This is a genomic window from Pseudomonas sp. IAC-BECa141 (genome assembly GCF_020544405.1).
GTDB lineage: Bacteria > Pseudomonadota > Gammaproteobacteria > Pseudomonadales > Pseudomonadaceae > Aquipseudomonas.
On sequence record NZ_CP065410.1, the window covers coordinates 98,037 to 116,263 of the forward strand.

Here is an 18,227-nt window from a genome sequence, read left to right on the forward strand (position 1 = left end):
CAAAAGGCCAGCCTACGAAGCAAGTGCGGGGGACAGGTGTTAAGCCAATACCACCTTCCACCGGTATTCGGCAGAAGGTGGTTCTGGATCAGTGTTGCTCGTCGGGCTTTTTCTTCAGTTTCGGGTTCGGGAAGAACTGCACCGCCTGAACCGTCTTGTCCGGGGCAGGCTTGAGTGCGCTGGTGTTGACCCGCGTACCCAGTTCCTTCGGAACCGACAACCCTTGGGCATTGAGCGTATCGCTGTAGCCGCACGCCACGCATTCGCGGTGCGGGACATCGTCCTCGCTCCACATCATCAGTTTGTCCGGCTCGCTGCACGCCGGGCAGACCGCCCCGGCGATAAAGCGTTTTTTGGTCTTCACGGGCGCCTCACTCATGCTGCCGCGTCCTCACTCAGGCCGCTGTGGCGCAAGAGTGCGTCAATCGACGGCTCACGGCCACGGAAGTCGACGAACAGCACCATCGGCTCCTGCGAACCACCGCGGGCCAGAATCGCTTCGCGGAAGGCGCGGCCGGTGTCGGCGTTGAGTACGCCGTCCTCTTCGAACCTGGAGAAGGCATCCGCCGACAGCACTTCCGCCCATTTGTAGCTGTAGTAACCCGCCGCATAACCGCCGGCGAAGATGTGCGCGAAGCTGTTCGGGAAGCGGTTATAGGCCGGAGGGCGCATCACCGAGACTTCGTTGCGCACGCTTTCCAGAACCTGCGCGACGCTGCGACCGTCACCGTGGGTGGCGTGCAGTTCGAAGTCGAACAGCGAGAACTCCAGCTGACGCACCATCATCAGGCCGGACTGGAAGTTCTTGGCCGCGAGCATTTTTTCCAGCAGATCCTGTGGCAGCGGCTCGCCGGTTTCGTAGTGGCCGGAAATCAGCGCCAGACCTTCCGGCTCCCAGCACCAGTTTTCCATGAACTGGCTCGGCAGCTCGACCGCGTCCCACGCCACACCGTTGATGCCGGATACACCGGCATGTTCGACGCGGGTCAGCAGGTGATGCAGGCCATGGCCGAATTCGTGGAACAGGGTGGTGACTTCATCGTGGGTCAACAGCGCAGGCTTGCCGCTGTCGGCCGGGGTGAAGTTGCACACCAGGTTGGCCACCGGGCTTTGCAGCACGCCGTCAATGGTGCGGCGACGGTCGCGGGCGCCGTCCATCCAGGCACCGCCGCGCTTGTTGGCGCGGGCGTAGAGGTCGAAGAAGAAGCGGCCGACGTGCTGACCGTTTTCCTTGATTTCGAACAGGCGCACGTCCGGATGCCAGGTGTCGAAGCCTTTCAGTTCGGCGATTTCGATGCCGTACAGACGCTGGACGATGGCGAACAGTCCGCCCAATACCTTGTCGATCGGGAAGTAGGCGCGCAAGGTTTCCTGGGCGACGCTGTAGCGTTGTTCACGGAGTTTTTCGCCGTAGAAACCGCTGTCCCAGCTTTGCAGATCGGCACAGCCCTGCTCGGCGGCGTAAGCCTTGAGCTGTTGCAGATCCTGGGCGGCAAACGGTTTGCTGCGCTTGGCCAGGTCGCGCAGGAAGCTCAGCACCTGATCGCTGGATTCGGCCATTTTGGTGGCCAGGCTCAGCTCGGAGAAACTGGAGAAACCGAGCAGTTTGGCCAGCTCCTGACGCAGGTCGAGGATTTCGTCCATCACCGGGCCGTTGTCGTTCTGGCCGGCATTCGGACCTTGATCCGACGCACGGGTGCAGTAGGCGGCGTAGACTTCTTCACGCAGCGCGCGGTCCTGGGCGTAGGTCATCACCGCGTAGTAGCTCGGGAATTCCAGGGTGATCAGCCAGCCATCGAGACCTTTGGCCTGTGCGGCGGCAGCCATTTGCGCCTTGGCCGAGTCGGTCAGGCCAGCGAGGGCGGCTTCGTCGGTCAGGTGCTTGGTCCAGGCCTGAGTGGCGTCGAGCAACTGGTTGGAAAAGCGGCTGCCCAGCTCGGACAGCCTGCTCTGCACTTCGGCGTAACGCTTCTGTTCGGCTTCCGGCAGATCGATACCCGACAGGCGGAAGTCGCGCAGGGCGTGTTCCAGGATAGTTTTCTGCGCCACGTCAAAACCGGCGGCTTCCGGACTGTTGGCCAGGGCTTCATAGGCCTGGAACAGCTCGCGGTTCTGGCCCATCTCGGTGGAATAGGCGCTCAATGCCGGCAGGCAAGCCTCGTAGGCTTCACGCAGTTCGGCGCTGTTGCACACGGCATTGAGGTGGCTGACCGGGCTCCAGGCAGCGCCCAGGCGATCATTGAGTTCGTCCATCGCCAACACCAGCCCGGCCCAGGTCGGGTTCCGGCCTTGGGTCTTGAGGATTTCGGCGATGGCGGCGCGGTTGTCGGCCAGGATGGTTTCGATGGCCGGCTGCACGTGTTCGGCACGGATCGCGGAGAACGGCGGCAGGTCGTAGGACTGCAGAAGAGGGTTGTTCACGCTCACGGTTGGCACCTTGGCTGGAAGAAACATGCGCCCATCTTAATTACAATCGACATCCACCGCAGCTATCGGCGACAGAGAGAGAACCAATCGTGTCCCTTCGCAAGTACCAGAATCACACCCCACGCTTGAGCACAGGCGCTTTTGTCGACGGCTCGGCGGTGGTGATCGGCGACGTCGAAATCGGCGAAGACAGCTCCGTGTGGCCGCTGACCGTGATCCGCGGCGACATGCACCGCATCCGCATCGGTGCACGCACCAGCGTGCAGGATGGCTGCGTGTTGCACATCACCCACGCCGGCCCGTTCAACCCGGATGGCTTCCCGCTGCTGATCGGCGATGACGTGACCATCGCCCACAAGGTCATGCTCCACGGTTGCACCGTCGGCAGCCGCGTGTTGATCGGCATGGGCAGCATTGTCATGGACGGCGCGGTGGTCGAGGACGACGTGATCATCGGCGCCGGCAGCCTGGTGCCACCGGGCAAGCGTCTGGAAAGCGGTTTTCTGTACGTGGGCAGCCCGGTGAAACAGGTTCGCCCGCTGACCGACAAGGAAAACGCCTTTTTTACCTACAGCGCGGCGAACTACGTGAAGCTCAAGGATCTGCATCTGGCCGAAGGCTACGACCAGCTCTGACTTTTCTCTCTATTGCCCGGGATTTTTCATGCATTACCAGACCGTACTGTTCGACCTCGATGGCACTCTCACCGACCCGCGTGAAGGCATCACCCGCTCCATCCAGTTCGCCTTGAGCAACCTCGGCATCGATGAGCCGGACCTGAGCAAACTGGAACACTTCATCGGCCCGCCGCTGTTGCAGGCGTTCATGCAGTTTTATGGTTTCGACGAAGCCAAGGCGTGGGAGGCGGTGAATTTCTATCGCGAGCGCTTCAAGGTCACCGGCCTGTACGAGAACCGGGTGTTCGAAGGCGTCACGCCGTTGCTGGAAACCCTGAGCGGCCAGGGCCGGCAGCTGTATATCGCGACGTCGAAGCCGTGGGTGTTCGCCCGGGAAATCGCCCGGCACTTCGATTTCGCCAAACACTTCAAAGTGATCTACGGCAGCGAACTCGACGGCACCCGCACCAACAAGGTCGAGTTGATTGCCCACCTGATCGCCGAGGAAGGGCTGGATCCGGCCAATACATTGATGATCGGTGACCGCAAGCACGACCTGATCGGTGCTCGCAGTAACGGGTTGGATGCGGCGGCCGTGGGTTACGGTTTTGGCAGCCATGAGGAGCTGAGTGCCGAAGCGCCGGCTTATCACTTCGAGACGCTGGCGGAGCTGCATCAGGCGTTTTTGCAGCGCCAGTGATATCGCCTTCGCGGGCAAGCCCGCTCCCACAGGAAACCGAGTACCACTGCTGAAACACTGTCCTTGTGGGAGCGAGCTTGCTCGCGATGGAGCCAAAAATGCCGCTGTAGATTTATGAGTCTGCCAGCACTTTCAAAGCCGACTTACGCTCAACGACTGGCAAGCCACCCAACTTCTCGACCTCTGCGTAAAACCTGACCCAATTCCCTTCGACCTGCCTGAACAACGCCGCAAACGCCGGCACCCACTGGTCATACAGCCCGAACGGCAACAGCCGTGCGTTGTTCAATGGCGCATTGACCCAGGCGTCATAGCGTTTGTCTCCAGCCCACTGGCCATCGCGCATCGCTCGGTAGTCGTGTCGAAACCGTTCGAACTCCGCCGCCTTGCGCTCGCGCATCTGCGTCGTCGCCAGCGGTTGTGCATAGAGCTGTTCAAGTCGTGAGCGGGTATCGAGGATCAACTGAATGAACTGATCCCGTTGTTTCAGCTTCGAGTCGTTTTCCGGGGGCAAGCCCCGAAACGCTCGCCACTGCCGCGTACCTTCCTGCTCGACGAAGGTCGCGAAGGACTCGTTGAACTCAGTGTCGTCCTTCACATAGAAACGCTGGTGGGCCAGTTCGTGGAAGATCAGCGTCGCCAGACGCTCGTCGCCCCAGCCCATCATCGAATTGAGGATCGGGTCGTTGAACCAGCCCAAAGTCGAGTAGGCCTCGACGCCGCCGATCGACACATCCATGCCTTGCAGGCGCTGAATCGCGGCTTCGCCCCGCGCTGCGCTCTGGCTGTAATAGCCGCGATAGGCCACGCAGCCGGCAATCGGGAAGCAATGGTTCTGCGGGCTCAGGGAAAATTCCGGGGTGGCGAACACATTCCACACGACAAACGGCCGACCGATGTCGGCGTAGAGGCGATAGCTTTGGTTGTCCGGCAGGTGCAGGTGTTCGCTGGCGAAGGCGCGGGCTTTTTGTGACTGGGCCAGGTGAGTGCGCAGTCTGGCGTCGCGAGCCGGGTCGGCGATCACCTTGGCCACCGGCTCCCGCGCCCGCAAAAGCTGCAGCTGACCGCTGGCCAGCTGGCTGTAATAGCTCAGGCTTGAGCAACCGTTGAGCAACAAAATCATCACACCCGGAAACAAAATCCGCAAAACGCGATCAAGTAACCCATGGCTTGGAAGCGGCCTGATCAAAATAAAAAATCCCCCGGAAAGTCTGCCCAAGACTATCCCGCCCATTGGAGCTTCGCTATGCGCATGTTGATACTGACAGGAAGCGTGCTGACGCTTGCCGGTTGTGCCGGATTCGGAATGCCGACCCCTGACCCCTCGCAAGCCTGGATCGATCTGGATGCCCGGCAACAGGACACGGCGCTGCAGGCGCTGGAAGTCGACAACAAGGCGGCCGTCGATCACCGTTACTTCGAAGTACTGCCCGGCAGCCATGAGTTGAGGGTGCGTTATCAATTCCCGGTCGAAGCGACCAACATCGGCCCGGATGCCGAACCGCTGTGGCGCGATTGTCAGTTGAACGTGAAATTCAAGGATTTCAATGCCGGCCAGCGTTATCAGTTGCAGGCGGGAAGCATCGGTTTCCGTCCATGGGCCAAGCTCTACGATCAACAACGCAACGTGGTGGGACAGGGCACGCCGGCGGGCTGCCAGCGAACCTGATCGGCGTTATGCTGGATGTCCGAACTCACGGACATCCATCATGCGCACGTTGATGCTGTTGCTGGCCGCAGGCTTGCTCACTGGTTGCCAGACACCGTTGCCCCCCGTCGATCCCAATATGGCCTGGGTCGAATTCTCGACGCCGTCCCCCGGCGGGAAACTGCTGATGGCCGAGCGCCTCGACAACCAGCGGCTGACTGACGGGCGTTTCTTCCAGGTCACCCCCGGCAGCCACGAGTTGCGGGTGCGCTTCGACTTTGAAGTGTTCGGCGGAGGCGGCAGCCTGATGACCGGCCCCGTTGAGCGGCTGTGCTATCTGACCATCCGCTACGATCATTTCGAGGCGGGACAGCGTTACAGGCTGGAAGGCCGTTCGTTGGCGTTTACCCCGAGTGCCCGCCTGTACAACGACAAGCGGGAAATCGTCGCCGAGGACCGTGAGGTCAACTGCATCATCTGAGGCGCATCAGCGGTCATTCTTCTGATAGATGATGGCTTTGGTGCCGTTGTCGCAGGTGCCGACGATCATGGCGACGTCGTGTTTTTCAGCCTCCTCCCTGGAGACTATCTCCAGGGTGTAGGAGGGCACGGCATTCGCCTGAATCTTGATTTCGATCTCTTGCTTGAGTTCTTCGCAGTCTTTGGGCGCTGCGAAGGCCGAGGTTGCCAACACGCCACAGATAACCGCCAAGGCAAAACGTTTCATGGTTGAAGCTCCATCGAAGCAGCGCGCACGAAGATGCGCGAAAGCTGCTGTCATTTATACGACCACATTTTTGCCTGGCGGGTTCTGATCCGGCTCGATCCCGTCAGCCAACCAGCGACGCGTCGAGAGTGATCTTCGCATTCAGCACCTTGGACACCGGGCAACCTTCTTTGGCCTTGTTGCTCAATTCTTCGAACTGCGCCTGGGTTGCTCCCGGGATTTTTGCCTTGAGGATCAGTTTCACTGCGGTGATCGCAAAGCCGCCATCCACCTGATCCAGTGTGACCTCCGCCTGGGTGTCGATGCTGTCGGCCTTGAGCCCGGCGTCACCGAGAATCATCGAGAACGCCATGGAGAAACAACCTGCATGAGCGGCGCCGATCAGTTCTTCCGGATTGGTGCCCTTGCCGCCCTCGAAGCGCGCCTTGAAGCCGTAGGGCGCTTCCCGCAGTACGCCGGTTTCGGTGGAAATCGAGCCGATGCCGGTTTTCAGGTCACCTTCCCAATGTGCGGATGCCTTCTTCACGATAGCCATGTGTGCCTCCTTCAAATCGGGCGCGAAATGCCGCGCCGTCGTGGTTTTTGCCTGCAAGGCTTCTGAGGATAGACGCCGGAACAAAGTTCAGCCCAACTGAATCGTTGACTTTTTTAGTAGGAAATTTCTGATCGGCTATTGAAACTCGGGTATATGCCCTCATTGCACAGAACACGCTTATGAATTGGGCAGGTTTGCGTTCGCCAAGAACAAACCTGCACCCTCAATCGGAGATGCAGGTTTATGAAGCAACTGTCCGACGTAAAGTTTTCCACCCTCGATCTGGTGCCGGTGCGCGAGAACGGCAGCCCGGCCCAGTCGCTGCGCAACTCGCTGGATCTGGCGCAGCATGTCGAAAAATTTGGCTACACGCGGTTCTGGGTCGCCGAGCACCACAACATGGATGGCATCGCCAGTTCTGCCACCTCGGTGTTGCTGGGGTATCTGGCCGGTGGCACGTCGACCATCCGTGTCGGCTCCGGTGGCGTGATGCTGCCCAACCACGCGCCGCTGGTGATCGCCGAGCAGTTCGGCACCCTTGAAAGCCTGTATCCGGGGCGGATCGACCTCGGCCTGGGCCGTGCGCCGGGTTCCGATCAGATGACCGCCCGCGCCCTGCGCCGTGAGCGCTCCGGCAGTGCCGATGATTTCCCGGAAGACGTGGCTGAGCTGGTGCGCTTCCTCGGCCCGCGCACTCCGGATCAGCGCGTGATCGCGATGCCAGGCACCGGCACCAATGTGCCGATCTGGCTGCTCGGTTCCAGCCTGTTCAGCGCGCAACTGGCCGGTGAGCGCGGTTTGCCCTACGCCTTCGCCTCGCATTTCGCACCGCGCTTCATGCACGAGGCGATCCGCGTCTACCGCAATCACTTCAAGCCGTCAGCGGTGCTCGATAAACCGTACGTGATGCTCGGCGTGCCGCTGGTGGCGGCCGACACTGATGAACAGGCCGATTACCTGGCAACGTCGGTGTACCAGCGAATCCTCGCGCTGATGCGTGGGCAAAGTCTGGTGCAACGTCCGCCGGTGAAAACCATGGACGGACTGTGGTTGCCTCATGAGCGTGAGGCGGTGGGTGATTTCCTCGGTCTGGCGATGGTCGGCAGTCCGCAGAAAATCCGCGCGAAACTCGAAGTGCTGATCGAACAGACTCAGGCTGATGAACTGATCTTCACCTGCGACCTGTACGAACACGCCGATCGCCTGCATTCCTACGAGTTGCTGGCGCAGGTGATGAAGGGCTGAAATCCTGTATCCGTGCACAAAAAAGCCGACGCATTGCGTCGGCTTTTGTTTTTCCGGGGTGATCAGCCGCGGGTGTAAACGATCTCTTTGGTGCCGCCTTCGCAGGTGCCGACGACTTTGCCGCCACTGGCCGCACCCTTGTCGACAACCTCCAGCGAATACCCGGAAACGCCCTTGGCATCCAGCTTGGCCGCGATTTCAGCCTTCAGTTCTTCACAGGGCTTGCCGGCAGCAAACGCACCACCCGCAAGGCTCAACAAACCTACTGCCAATATCAACTTCTTCATCGGTCGCACTCCCTGGTCGGATTAATTAAGGCGGGCATCAAGCCGTTCGCTCGATGCACTCACCTCGTAGCGCATTGCCATTCCTATGGCACTCGGCCAGCGCGCAAGTTCAGAAGCGTAGACCAAACTCAGCTGCTGGCAATCCGGAACCCGACTTTCAGGGTCACTTGAAAGTGGGCAGCCTTGCCGTCCTTGATGTGGCCGCGGGTTTCGGTCACTTCGAACCATTCCAGATGCTTGATGCTCTTGTTGGCCTCGGCCAACGCATTGTTGATGGCGTCTTCGATGCTGCTGGTGGACGAGCCGACCAGCTCGACTTTCTTGTAGGTGTGATGGTCACTCATGGTGTTCTCCTTGAAGTGTGCAATTGAGCCTAGCAGCGATTTGCCGTGTTGATTTCGGCGTCCTGGGCGAAGGGAAGTTCAGATTTTCTGCACTTTCCGGAAGCCGTGAAGTCCCAAACAACACACGCCACTCATCACCAATGCAGGAGAGCCACCATGGCCAACACCTCGTTACGCAAAGCCTCGTTGCAAAGCATGGAAGCGGAGATCGAGAGTCTGCTCAAGTCGTTGGAAAGCCTGAAGGACGACGCTTCGGACGAGTCGCGCAAGACCCTCAAGGCGCTCAAGGGCAACGCCGAAAGCGCGTTGAAACACTCGCGCAGCCTGCTCAGCGATGCCTACGAAGAAGTCAAAGTCAAAACCCGTGAGACCGGGATCGCCACCCGCGATTACGCGCAGGAACATCCGTGGACGACTGCCGGTGTGGCGGTCGGTGCGCTGGGTCTGCTGGCCGCTTACTTGCTGTTCAAGCGCGGCGAGTGATCCGCCTGGCGCAGCTCGTTCCTGAGCCACTGCGCCAATTGCCGGGCGCGCCCGTCTGCGGCGCGCTTGGGTAGCCACAACGCCAGTTGCGCCGGGGTTTCAATGAAACCCCACGGCGCGACCAGGCGACCGGCCTTCAAGTCTTCGGTCACCAACGGTTCCGGCGCGATTGCCACGCCCAACCCGGCGACGGCCGCTTCCAGCAAGTAATACAAATGCTCGAAACCTTGCCCCAGCTTCAACGCCTTGGCGTCGAGGCCGCTTTGCTGAGCCCAGCTCGGCCAGGCTTGCGGGCGTGAAGTCGTGTGCAGCACGGCTTCGTCGAGCAGGGCAATGGGCGGTGCCGATTGCAGGCGCGGGTAGCCGCTGAACAGCGGGCTCATGACCGGGCCGATGCGCTCGCTCGCCAGCTCGTACACCTGCATGTCCGCCGGCCATGGCGGTTCGGCGAACAGCAGCAATGCATCCAGCCCCGGGCGTCGTGGATCGAGATCGCCTTCTCCGGCCGACAGGTGCAGACGCAAATCCGGCAGATCGGCATTCAAGCGTCCCAGTCGCGGAATGAACCAGCGCGCCAGCAGACTCCCGGAGCAACCGAGCACGAACGGCGCATCGGCGGTGCTTTGGGTCAGTTCCGCGCAAACGCTGCGCAAACGGTCGAACGCCTCGCCGCTGGCATCGCGCAGTCGGATGCCGGCATCTGTGAGTTTCAGGCCACGACCGTCCTTGACGAAAAGACTGACGCCGAGATGCTCCTCCAGCACCTTGAGCTGGCGGCTGACCGCACCGTGGGTCACATGCAGCTGTTCCGCAGCCTGGCTGACGCTATTCAGACGGGCGGTGGCCTCGAAGGCACGCAAGGCGTTAAGCGGGGGAAGGTCATGGCTCATGATATCTGTGAGTTTTCCTGACAGGTTGTGGCGATCTTATCGGTTTTCAGCCTGGAAGGTCAGGGGTAGAGTGAACGCCATTGTCTTCTCGTGAAATCCGCTGGAGCGAACCATGACCCAGACTTCGAACACCTCCGATCTGCGTAACGGCCCTGACGCCAACGGCCTGTTTGGCTCGTTCGGCGGCCGTTACGTTGCCGAAACCCTGATGCCGTTGATCCTCGACCTGGCTCGCGAATACGAAGCGGCCAAGGACGATCCGGCGTTCAAAGAAGAATTGGCCTACTTCCAGCGCGACTATGTCGGACGTCCGAGCCCGCTGTACTTCGCCGAGCGCCTGACCGAATTCTGCGGCGGCGCCAAGATCTACCTCAAGCGCGAAGAGCTGAACCACACCGGCGCGCACAAGATCAACAACTGCATCGGCCAGATCCTGCTGGCGCGGCGCATGGGCAAGAAACGCATCATCGCCGAGACCGGCGCCGGCATGCACGGCGTGGCAACCGCCACCGTGGCTGCGCGTTTCGGTCTGGACTGCGTGATCTACATGGGCACCACCGACATCGAGCGTCAGCAGGCCAACGTGTTCCGCATGAAGCTGCTGGGCGCCGAGGTGATCCCGGTGGTCGCCGGCACCGGTACGCTGAAAGACGCAATGAACGAAGCGCTGCGTGACTGGGTGACCAACGTCGACAGCACCTTCTATCTGATCGGCACCGTGGCCGGTCCGCATCCTTATCCAGCCATGGTCCGCGACTTCCAGGCCGTGATCGGCAAGGAAACCCGCGACCAGCTGCAAGCCCAGGAAGGTCGTCTGCCGGACAGCCTGGTGGCGTGCATCGGCGGCGGTTCCAATGCCATGGGCCTGTTCCACCCGTTCCTCGATGACAAGAGTGTGGAAATTATCGGCGTCGAAGCCGCCGGTTACGGCATCGAAACCGGTAAGCACGCGGCCAGTCTCAACGGCGGTGTACCGGGCGTGTTGCACGGCAACCGTACTTTCCTGCTGCAGGACGACGATGGTCAGATCATCGACGCACACTCGATTTCCGCCGGCCTCGACTATCCGGGCATCGGCCCTGAACACGCGTGGTTGCATGACATCGGTCGCGTCCAGTACACCTCGGTGACCGACGACGAAGCCCTCGCCGCATTCCACCAGTGCTGCCGTCTGGAAGGGATCATTCCGGCACTGGAAAGCGCTCACGCCCTGGCCGAAGTATTCAAACGCGCACCGAAACTGCCGAAGGATCACCTGATGGTGGTCAACCTGTCCGGCCGTGGCGACAAAGACATGCAGACCGTCATGCACCACATGGAAACTTCCAAGCAGGAGAAACACTGATGAGCCGCCTGCAAACCCGTTTTGCCGAACTCAAGCAACAGAACCGCGCCGCGCTGGTGACCTTCGTCACTGCTGGCGACCCGGACTACGACACTTCGCTGGCCATCCTCAAAGGCTTGCCGAAAGCCGGTGCCGACGTGATCGAACTGGGCATGCCCTTCACCGACCCGATGGCCGATGGTCCGGCGATTCAGCTGGCGAACATCCGGGCCTTGGGCGCCAAGCAGAACCTGATCAAAACCCTGCAAATGGTCCGCGAATTCCGCAAGGACAACAGCGACACGCCGCTGGTGCTGATGGGGTACTTCAACCCGATCCACAAGTTCGGCGTCGAGCGCTTCATCGCCGAAGCCAAAGAGGCCGGCGTTGATGGCTTGATCGTGGTCGACATGCCGCCGGAGCACAACTCTGAGCTGTGCGATCCGGCCCAGGCTGCGGGCATCGACTTCATCCGCCTGACCACCCCGACCACCGATGATGCGCGTCTGCCGAAAGTGTTGAACGGCAGCTCCGGCTTCGTTTACTACGTGTCGGTCGCCGGTGTGACCGGTGCCGGCGCGGCGACGCTGGAACACGTCGAGGAAGCGGTGGCGCGTCTGCGTCGTCATACCGATCTGCCGATCAGCATCGGTTTTGGTATTCGCACGCCGGAGCAGGCCGCGTCCATCGCGCGTCTGGCCGATGGTGTGGTGGTGGGCTCGGCGCTGATCGATCACATCGCCAACGCGACCACGCCGGACCAGGCCATCGACGGCGTGTTGAGCCTTTGCTCGGCGCTGTCCGAAGGCGTGCGTAAGGCTCGCGTCAGCTGAAGGTAAAGTTCCTGATACAGAGGAATTAGAGCCTCCACGCACAGACTAACCAAGCAAGACCGAGGGATTCAGAACCACGTTCTGAATCCCTTTTTGCTGTCAGTGCAGTGAGGAAAGACCCGATGAAAATGCCGAAACGTCTGATTGCCAGTCTGGGCGTGCTGATGATCAGCGCGACTCCGCTGTTGGCCAGCGCCGATCCGCGCGACGATCACGACCACGGCGGCCCGCAACAGGGCCACTACGACAATCGCGGTGGCGATCATCATGATTGGCAAAGCAACCATCGCGGTGGCCCGCCGCCTCGGGATTTCGGCCCGGTGCGTCAGGTGATCCGCGACAATCATGGCTACTTCGTTCGCGGTGCGCCGCCACCTCCAGGCATCCATCTGGTACGTGGCCGGCCGCTGCCCCATGGCTATTACGGCGAACGGCTGGATAACCGGGCGTTGAGTCGTCTGCCGTATTACCCGGGTTATGAATGGCGTCGTGCCGGCGGTGACATCGTGCTGATCGCGGTGGGCACCGGGGTCGTTTACGAAGTGTTGGATGGCGTTCTGTACTGATCGTCAGGCAATAAAAAAGACCGCAGCCTTTATTGGCTGCGGTCTTTTGTTTTCAGGGCCGGTGTTTTTCAGGGTAATTCCAGTCCGCCGGACGCTTTGTGCAGTTTGCGCAGATGCTCGCCGATCTGCTTCACATTCGCCTCGTTGGCCGCGATCTCGGCCGCTCGTTTTGGCTCAAGAAGCGCGCGCACTTCCTTGTCGAGATCGCCGGTCAGAGCCAGCAACTGTTTCTGGCGCTGGCTGCTTTCCGCTTCAAGCCGGCTGAATTCGCTCGGTTGCGGCAGGCCATAACCCCGGGAATCGAGCAGTTCTGCCGGTCGACTGAGGAAGCCGCTGTTGGCGAGGATCTGCTGCAACGTCGCATTGGCCTTGTCCATACCGCCGTTCTCCAGCTCCCGGGCGCCGAGGTAGCGTTGCTTGACTTCATCCTGAGCCAGCAACAATTGGCGGCGGAAACTGGCTTGCTCCAGCAATAGCAGTGCGGCGCTGGTGCGCAAGTCGGCCCGTTCGAACCAGGGGCGGCGCTCTTCGGCAGACAGCGAAAGCCATTCCTCGACGGTTGTCTGCTTGATCGGCAATTGCTTCTTCAAGACATCGAACATCGCCTGATAACGGTCACGGAACGAGTCGAAACGATAACCCAGGCGTAACGCCTCTTTCGGATCATCGAGCACGCTGGTGTCGGCCAGGCCACGCCCCTTCAATACTTCCAGCAAGCCGTTGGGCATGATGCTGTCGAGGCCGGTGAGCCGGGCGTTGTTGCTGCCGCTGCGCAGCAGTTTCAGGCCTTCGACGGCGCAGTTGTTGGAAAGGAAGAAGTAATTGCCGTCGTAGCTCCAGTGCATTTCGGCAGCGTGTTCGACAACGCCCTCGATTTCACTGCGCGAGAGGTTCAGTGGCACAGATGCCAGACTGCGCAGTTCGGTTTTGGTGTATTCGTCGATCACCTGCGCCAGCGGCAGCACGAACAGTCGTGACGGGTACTTGCCGACCAGACCGTCCCAGCTCGACAGCTGCACGTCACCGACAAAGGCGCGGTATGACAGCACCAGATGCTGATCCAGATCCAGTCGGCAGTCCGGCCCGCGCGGCCGGCCCGGTGCGCAGATCACCAGACGCAGCATGCTGTGGCCCCAACGGCTGACCCAGTTCTGGTTGGCTTCGGCCAACAGGTAATCCACCGCGTACACGCGCTCCGGATCGACCTGGCCCAGGGGCTGTTTGGCAAAGTCGTTGCCGGCATTGAGGAAGGCGAAGGTTTTGGCGCACGCATCCTTGGCCGGCGGTGCCCAGCCGAAGTGTTGCTGGTAATAGCGATACAGCGCCGGGCGTCGGCAGGCGTAACTCGGGTCGAGGAGGAAATACTCCATGTTGACCGCGACAAACTCCTTCGGGCTGGAGATTTCGTAGAGATCGGGGCTGCGGGCGATCTGCCGGTTGTGCTGTTCCCGCTCACCCCGGCGCCCGACGTATTGCTGCCAGCCGGCAAGATCGAGCAGGCGTGGATCATCGCTGAGGGTGAAGCGCCGACCGTTCTGGCCGCGGCATTCATCGGGAATGCCGATCAGCCCGGCGCTGTTGTTGCGCCGGGTGCAGCGCTGGATCAGCGTGCGTTCGGCCGCCGGCCACAAGCGCGCGCGATCGTAAATATGGGTGATTTCGTGCAGCACTGTGGCCAGCAGTTCGCGGCGAACCGTGCCGTGGGGGCGATTGGTTTTTTCTTGCGCCGCACTGCCGTCGGTAAGGCTGGCGAGCAGTTTGCGGTTCAGGTCCAGCTCGGAGACGAGCGTCGCCTGGCCGTAGGCGTTACCGGGCATGTCGTCGGTCCAGCCGACATCGATGCGCCGGTCCAGGCGTTCGATGAAACTTGGCGGCAAGGCCTGCATGGCTTCATCGAGCAGCGCCTGGCTGGCTTGTTGTTGGGCGGGGCTCAGGCCATCGGTCTTGAGCTGCAATTGCAGGCCGGCGTGGGCGTTGTTGCCAAGCAGCAACAACGCCCCGGCCAGCAGCCAGGCGCCGAATGACTTCACAGTGCGAGGATGGCTTCGGCGAGTACCTGATCACTGGCGTCGCGAGCTTCCGGCACGCGGGTGCGCAAGGTATTGAAGGCGGCTTCCAGGTTTGCACCACGGATATCACCGTCGGTGGCCACGAAACTGGCGGCGTCGTCGTGGGCTTCGCGGATGATTTTCGAATCGCGAATCGACGTGGTGGTGTCGGAGGTGAAATCAATGGTGCGCTGGGAGGCGCGGACGATGATGTTACTGGTGGCTACCAGGGTGTGCGCCTGGGCCATATCGGCTAACAACAGCATGCCAAGGGCGGCAGCAATCAGCGGGCTACGCATGGAACGACTCCGAAAAGACAGGGATGACTATTGGACGAGAATTGCCTGTGCCAGTTCAAGGTCGCTGACATGAAGTTTTGGCCGGCTTTTGCGCAGGTAATGCAGGGCGGATTCCAGCTGTGCGCCGCGCATCTGGCCGTCACTGGCAACGAACGCTGCAGCATCGTCCTGCGCGGCGATGATCAGTTTACGGTCGAACGGCGCGGAAGACACCATGCCGGTGGCCCAGACGCTGACCACGGTGTTTTGTGTGGACACATCGAAGGCGTCTGCCAGAGGAGTCCAGCAGGCGGCGATCAGTACGGAGGGGATGAGCAGATTTGAAAGAAAACGCATGGGACTCGGCAACTGTTGGCGAGTCCCAAGGCTAGCGCAATGCCCGGACTGGAGCCAGCGCCGAAACATCGGGACATGACCGGCGTGTCCCGGAATGTTCCTGTCGCTTAGATCGTCAGAATGGCCTGGGCCAGCTGTGCGTCGGTCGCGTTCAGTTGCGGAGCCTGATGACGGATGTGATCCAGTGCGCTCTCCAGTTTCACGCCACGGATTTCGCCTTCGCTGGCCACGAAGCTGGCAGCGTCGTCACGGGCGGCGAGCACGATCTTGTCGTCACGGAAGGACGAAGTGACGTCGGACGTGGCATCGGAGGAGGACTTGAGCGCGCCAACCACGGCGTCGGTAGTAACGATGAAGCTGCTGGCACTGGCGTTGGCAGCTACGGCCAGCAGGGCGGCGGCGCTGAGCAGACGAAGGCGGGACATGGGAGAACTCCTGTGGGTAAACCGTATTGAGAGGTGGCTCGGTGTCTGAGGGTCAGACGCCATTCGCACAGCATTCGCCACGTTCTGCATGGATCTTAGGCTCACCTTGCGGATTCGCACAGTGGTCAGGGTGCTGGCCTGAACACATTTTTCGCAACTGTAATTATCGTTTGTTTGGTTTTTAAAACTGTACCTATCTGATGTTTCAGGCTTGGGTATCAGGTTTTTCAGGCCTGAAACGACAAGACCCGTCGCGGTTTCCCGCGACGGGTCTTGTGTATTCAATTCGGGTTGCTGGCGGTGGGTCTAGCGACCAGAGCCAGCGACGCTACTTAGCGCCAGAACGGCTTGCTCAGCTCTTCGTAGCGTTGTGCTTCGCTAATCCCGGCGTCAGCCAGCAGACGCGAATCCAGACGAGCCAGTTGGTGGCGGCTGGAGATGCGGCGCTGCCACAGCATCAGGTTGGCGATAACGCGCAGAGGCAGGGAAGCCTGGGTTTTTACAGCTTTGTCTTCGAAGAACAGTTCGGAACTGAGTGTACGTTCCATGATTGACATCCTTCCGCTTGTGGCGGGATTAGGTAGTGGTTTAACTGGTGCCCATGATCCTCTCGTTTGGCCAGACTCTCTAGATACAGTTCACCTGTATTGTGAGTCACCAGTTAACTGTTTATAGGGGGTGTACGGGTCAAAATTGCGCAAACTGTACCTGTCTGCGCCTATTTGGTGCATTTTTGCCCAGTTCGGTGGTTTAAGTAGGGAAAGACTGTAGGAAATGACCGGTACAGCAGTACAGTTTTTGTAGGGATTGGGGATTTTGAGAATCCCGCTGACGAAACTGTGTTTGCGCCAGCGGGAAATCTGTGCGGATTACACGGCCAGCATGCGTCCGGTTTCTTCCAGATTGATATGCCAGCTCAGGGCATCACGCAGGATGTGCGGCGTGTGGCCGCCAATGGCGCAGGCTTTTTCGAAGTAGTCGTTCAGCGCCTGGCGGAAATCCGGGTGTACACAGTTATCGATGATCACCCGGGCGCGTTCCCGGGGCGCCAGGCCTCGCAGGTCGGCCAGGCCAACCTCGGTCACCAGAATGTCGACGTCATGTTCGGTATGGTCGACGTGGCTGACCATCGGCACCACGCTGGAAATCGCGCCGCCCTTGGCGATCGACTTGGTCACGAACACCGCCAGATGCGCGTTGCGTGCGAAGTCGCCCGAACCGCCGATGCCGTTCATCATCCGCGTGCCGCAGACGTGGGTGGAGTTGACGTTGCCATAGATGTCGAACTCAAGGGCCGTATTGATGCCGATGATGCCGAGGCGCCGTACCACTTCCGGGTGGTTGGAGATTTCCTGCGGGCGCAGCACCAGCTTGTCCTTGTACTTCTCCAGGTTGCCGAACACGTCGCTGTTGCGCCGCTCCGACAGGGTGATCGAGCTGCCCGAGGCGAAGCTCAGCTTACCGGCGTCGATCAGGTCGAAGGTCGAGTCCTGCAGCACTTCGGAGTACATGGTCAGGTCTTCGAACGGCGAATCGATCAGCCCGCACATCACTGCGTTGGCAATGTTGCCGATCCCGGCCTGCAGCGGTCCGAGCTTGTTGGTCATGCGCCCGGCATCGACTTCCTGCTTGAGGAAGGCGATCAGATGATCGGCGATGGCCTTGGTGTCGACATCCGGCGACGACACAGTGGATGGCGAGTCCGACTGTTGAGTGATGACGATGGCGACAATCTTCTCCGGCGGGATCGGGATCGCAGTGCTGCCGATGCGGTCGTCGACCTTTACCAGTGGAATTGGCGTACGGGTCGGGCGATAGGTCGGAATATAGATGTCATGCAGGCCTTCGAGGTTGGCGTTGTGCGCCAGGTTGATCTCGACGATCACATGTTTGGCGAAGATCGCGAAGCTCGCCGAGTTGCCCACCGAGGTGGTCGGCACGATGTGGCCCTGTTCGGTGATGGCCACGGCTTCGATCACGGCGATGTCCGGCAGCTTCAGTTGCTGATTGCGCAGTTGTTCGACGGTTTCCGACAGGTGCTGGTCGATGAACATCACTTCGCCGGCGTTGATCGCCTTGCGCAAGGTGCTGTCGACCTGGAACGGCATGCGCCGCGACAGCACGCCGGCTTCGGTCAGTTGTTTGTCGAGGTCGTTGCCCAGGCTGGCACCGGTCATCAGGCTGATCTTCAGCGGCGTGACCTTGGCTCGCTCGGCCAGCGCATGGGGCACGGCCTTGGCTTCGCCGGCACGGGTAAAGCCGCTCATGCCGACGGTCATGCCGTCCTCAATCAGCGCAGCGGCGTCGGCGGCGCTCATCACTTTATCCAACAACGAAGGCAGGCGAATACGGTCACGGTACATGGATTATTTTCTCGGGCAGCGAGTAGCAGGATGCGCAGTCTAGTGAATTTCGCGAGCGCCTGTCCCGCTACCAAGGTCGCAAACGAGGCGTCTATTTAGCGGGTTTCAAGTAAAACACCGTTACTGGATC

23 protein-coding genes are annotated in these 18,227 nt (G+C 60.6%); 9 read left to right on the plus strand and 14 right to left on the minus strand.

Annotated features, from left to right (window positions below):
* Window positions 1–88 precede the first annotated feature (88 nt).
* Window positions 89–379: a YheV family putative zinc ribbon protein gene (locus I5961_RS00460; protein WP_007953955.1), complete on the minus strand. Its 291-nt coding sequence runs from the start codon at window positions 377–379 to the stop codon at window positions 89–91.
* On the minus strand, window positions 376–2,454 hold the full coding sequence (gene prlC, locus I5961_RS00465; RefSeq protein WP_227234044.1) for an oligopeptidase A: 2,079 nt from the start codon (window positions 2,452–2,454) through the stop codon (window positions 376–378). The genes I5961_RS00460 and prlC overlap by 4 nt, the downstream gene beginning before the upstream one ends.
* A gap of 62 nt (window positions 2,455–2,516) precedes the next feature.
* On the opposite strand from prlC, the gene I5961_RS00470 reads away from it, so the two are divergent.
* Window positions 2,517–3,062, plus strand: coding sequence for a gamma carbonic anhydrase family protein (locus I5961_RS00470; protein ID WP_085696514.1), 546 nt, complete (start codon window positions 2,517–2,519; stop codon window positions 3,060–3,062).
* Between the two features lie 28 nt (window positions 3,063–3,090).
* Window positions 3,091–3,744: an HAD family hydrolase gene (locus tag I5961_RS00475; protein WP_085696512.1), complete on the plus strand. Its 654-nt coding sequence runs from the start codon at window positions 3,091–3,093 to the stop codon at window positions 3,742–3,744.
* 112 nt (window positions 3,745–3,856) lie between these two features.
* Here I5961_RS00475 and I5961_RS00480 read toward each other — a convergent pair whose 3' ends face one another.
* Entirely contained in the window at window positions 3,857–4,933 is a 1,077-nt protein-coding gene (locus I5961_RS00480) for an aminopeptidase (protein ID WP_227234046.1), read from the minus strand.
* A gap of 57 nt (window positions 4,934–4,990) precedes the next feature.
* Between I5961_RS00480 and I5961_RS00485 the strand changes: the two genes are divergently transcribed.
* A complete protein-coding gene (locus tag I5961_RS00485) occupies window positions 4,991–5,413 on the plus strand; it encodes a hypothetical protein (RefSeq protein ID WP_085696508.1) in 423 nt (140 codons plus the stop codon).
* A 40-nt stretch (window positions 5,414–5,453) separates the two neighbouring features.
* On the plus strand, window positions 5,454–5,873 hold the full coding sequence (locus tag I5961_RS00490; RefSeq protein ID WP_085696503.1) for a hypothetical protein: 420 nt from the start codon (window positions 5,454–5,456) through the stop codon (window positions 5,871–5,873).
* Between the two features lie 6 nt (window positions 5,874–5,879).
* Here the strand turns inward: I5961_RS00490 and I5961_RS00495 are convergent, their stop codons facing one another.
* Together I5961_RS00495 and I5961_RS00500 are read right to left on the minus strand one after the other, a co-directional pair.
* Window positions 5,880–6,119: a DUF1161 domain-containing protein gene (locus I5961_RS00495; protein WP_085696501.1), complete on the minus strand. Its 240-nt coding sequence runs from the start codon at window positions 6,117–6,119 to the stop codon at window positions 5,880–5,882.
* Window positions 6,120–6,222: 103 nt separating this feature from the next.
* Complete coding sequence (locus tag I5961_RS00500) at window positions 6,223–6,654, minus strand: OsmC family protein (protein ID WP_085690445.1); 432 nt, start codon at window positions 6,652–6,654, stop codon at window positions 6,223–6,225.
* A 243-nt stretch (window positions 6,655–6,897) separates the two neighbouring features.
* Between I5961_RS00500 and I5961_RS00505 the strand changes: the two genes are divergently transcribed.
* Window positions 6,898–7,899: an LLM class flavin-dependent oxidoreductase gene (locus I5961_RS00505; RefSeq protein ID WP_065260633.1), complete on the plus strand. Its 1,002-nt coding sequence runs from the start codon at window positions 6,898–6,900 to the stop codon at window positions 7,897–7,899.
* 62 nt (window positions 7,900–7,961) lie between these two features.
* On the opposite strand, the gene I5961_RS00510 is transcribed toward I5961_RS00505, so the two are convergent.
* Together I5961_RS00510 and I5961_RS00515 are read right to left on the minus strand one after the other, a co-directional pair.
* Window positions 7,962–8,186 carry a DUF1161 domain-containing protein gene (locus tag I5961_RS00510; protein ID WP_085690446.1) on the minus strand — a complete coding sequence of 75 codons (225 nt, stop codon included), beginning with the start codon at window positions 8,184–8,186 and terminating at the stop codon, window positions 7,962–7,964.
* Window positions 8,187–8,314: 128 nt separating this feature from the next.
* A complete protein-coding gene (locus tag I5961_RS00515) occupies window positions 8,315–8,530 on the minus strand; it encodes a dodecin (protein ID WP_007953919.1) in 216 nt (71 codons plus the stop codon).
* Between the two features lie 156 nt (window positions 8,531–8,686).
* Here I5961_RS00515 and I5961_RS00520 point away from each other — a divergent pair, with 156 nt between their 5' ends.
* The gene (locus tag I5961_RS00520; protein ID WP_007953918.1) at window positions 8,687–9,013 is read left to right on the plus strand and encodes a DUF883 family protein; all 327 of its coding nucleotides are present in this window, start codon (window positions 8,687–8,689) and stop codon (window positions 9,011–9,013) included.
* Here the strand turns inward: I5961_RS00520 and I5961_RS00525 are convergent.
* Window positions 8,986–9,903 carry a LysR family transcriptional regulator gene (locus I5961_RS00525; protein WP_085696497.1) on the minus strand — a complete coding sequence of 306 codons (918 nt, stop codon included), beginning with the start codon at window positions 9,901–9,903 and terminating at the stop codon, window positions 8,986–8,988. The two genes, I5961_RS00520 and I5961_RS00525, sit on opposite strands and share 28 nt — an antisense overlap.
* Window positions 9,904–10,015: 112 nt before the next feature.
* Between I5961_RS00525 and trpB the strand changes: the two genes are divergently transcribed.
* From trpB to I5961_RS00540, 3 genes are all read left to right on the plus strand, one after another.
* Window positions 10,016–11,248, plus strand: a complete 1,233-nt coding sequence (trpB, locus tag I5961_RS00530; RefSeq protein WP_085696495.1) for a tryptophan synthase subunit beta — start codon at window positions 10,016–10,018, stop codon at window positions 11,246–11,248.
* The gene (gene trpA / locus I5961_RS00535) at window positions 11,248–12,060 is read left to right on the plus strand and encodes a tryptophan synthase subunit alpha (RefSeq protein WP_085702207.1); all 813 of its coding nucleotides are present in this window, start codon (window positions 11,248–11,250) and stop codon (window positions 12,058–12,060) included. Before trpB ends, trpA begins: the two co-directional genes overlap by 1 nt.
* Before the next feature lie 122 nt (window positions 12,061–12,182).
* Window positions 12,183–12,626, plus strand: coding sequence for an anti-virulence regulator CigR family protein (locus I5961_RS00540; protein ID WP_085702206.1), 444 nt, complete (start codon window positions 12,183–12,185; stop codon window positions 12,624–12,626).
* Between the two features lie 68 nt (window positions 12,627–12,694).
* On the opposite strand, the gene I5961_RS00545 is transcribed toward I5961_RS00540, so the two are convergent.
* From I5961_RS00545 to I5961_RS00570, 6 genes are all read right to left on the minus strand, one after another.
* Window positions 12,695–14,656, minus strand: a complete 1,962-nt coding sequence (locus I5961_RS00545; protein ID WP_085702205.1) for a DUF4105 domain-containing protein — start codon at window positions 14,654–14,656, stop codon at window positions 12,695–12,697.
* Window positions 14,653–14,973, minus strand: a complete 321-nt coding sequence (locus I5961_RS00550; protein WP_085696491.1) for a DUF2388 domain-containing protein — start codon at window positions 14,971–14,973, stop codon at window positions 14,653–14,655. The genes I5961_RS00545 and I5961_RS00550 overlap by 4 nt, the downstream gene beginning before the upstream one ends.
* Before the next feature lie 27 nt (window positions 14,974–15,000).
* On the minus strand, window positions 15,001–15,309 hold the full coding sequence (locus I5961_RS00555; RefSeq protein ID WP_085702204.1) for a DUF2388 domain-containing protein: 309 nt from the start codon (window positions 15,307–15,309) through the stop codon (window positions 15,001–15,003).
* Window positions 15,310–15,416: 107 nt separating this feature from the next.
* Window positions 15,417–15,734 carry a DUF2388 domain-containing protein gene (locus I5961_RS00560; protein WP_064592550.1) on the minus strand — a complete coding sequence of 106 codons (318 nt, stop codon included), beginning with the start codon at window positions 15,732–15,734 and terminating at the stop codon, window positions 15,417–15,419.
* Window positions 15,735–16,066: 332 nt separating this feature from the next.
* Window positions 16,067–16,282, minus strand: a complete 216-nt coding sequence (locus I5961_RS00565; RefSeq protein ID WP_011331828.1) for a DUF1127 domain-containing protein — start codon at window positions 16,280–16,282, stop codon at window positions 16,067–16,069.
* Between the two features lie 321 nt (window positions 16,283–16,603).
* Window positions 16,604–18,097, minus strand: coding sequence for an acetyl-CoA hydrolase/transferase family protein (locus I5961_RS00570; protein WP_085696485.1), 1,494 nt, complete (start codon window positions 18,095–18,097; stop codon window positions 16,604–16,606).
* Window positions 18,098–18,227 lie beyond the last annotated feature (130 nt).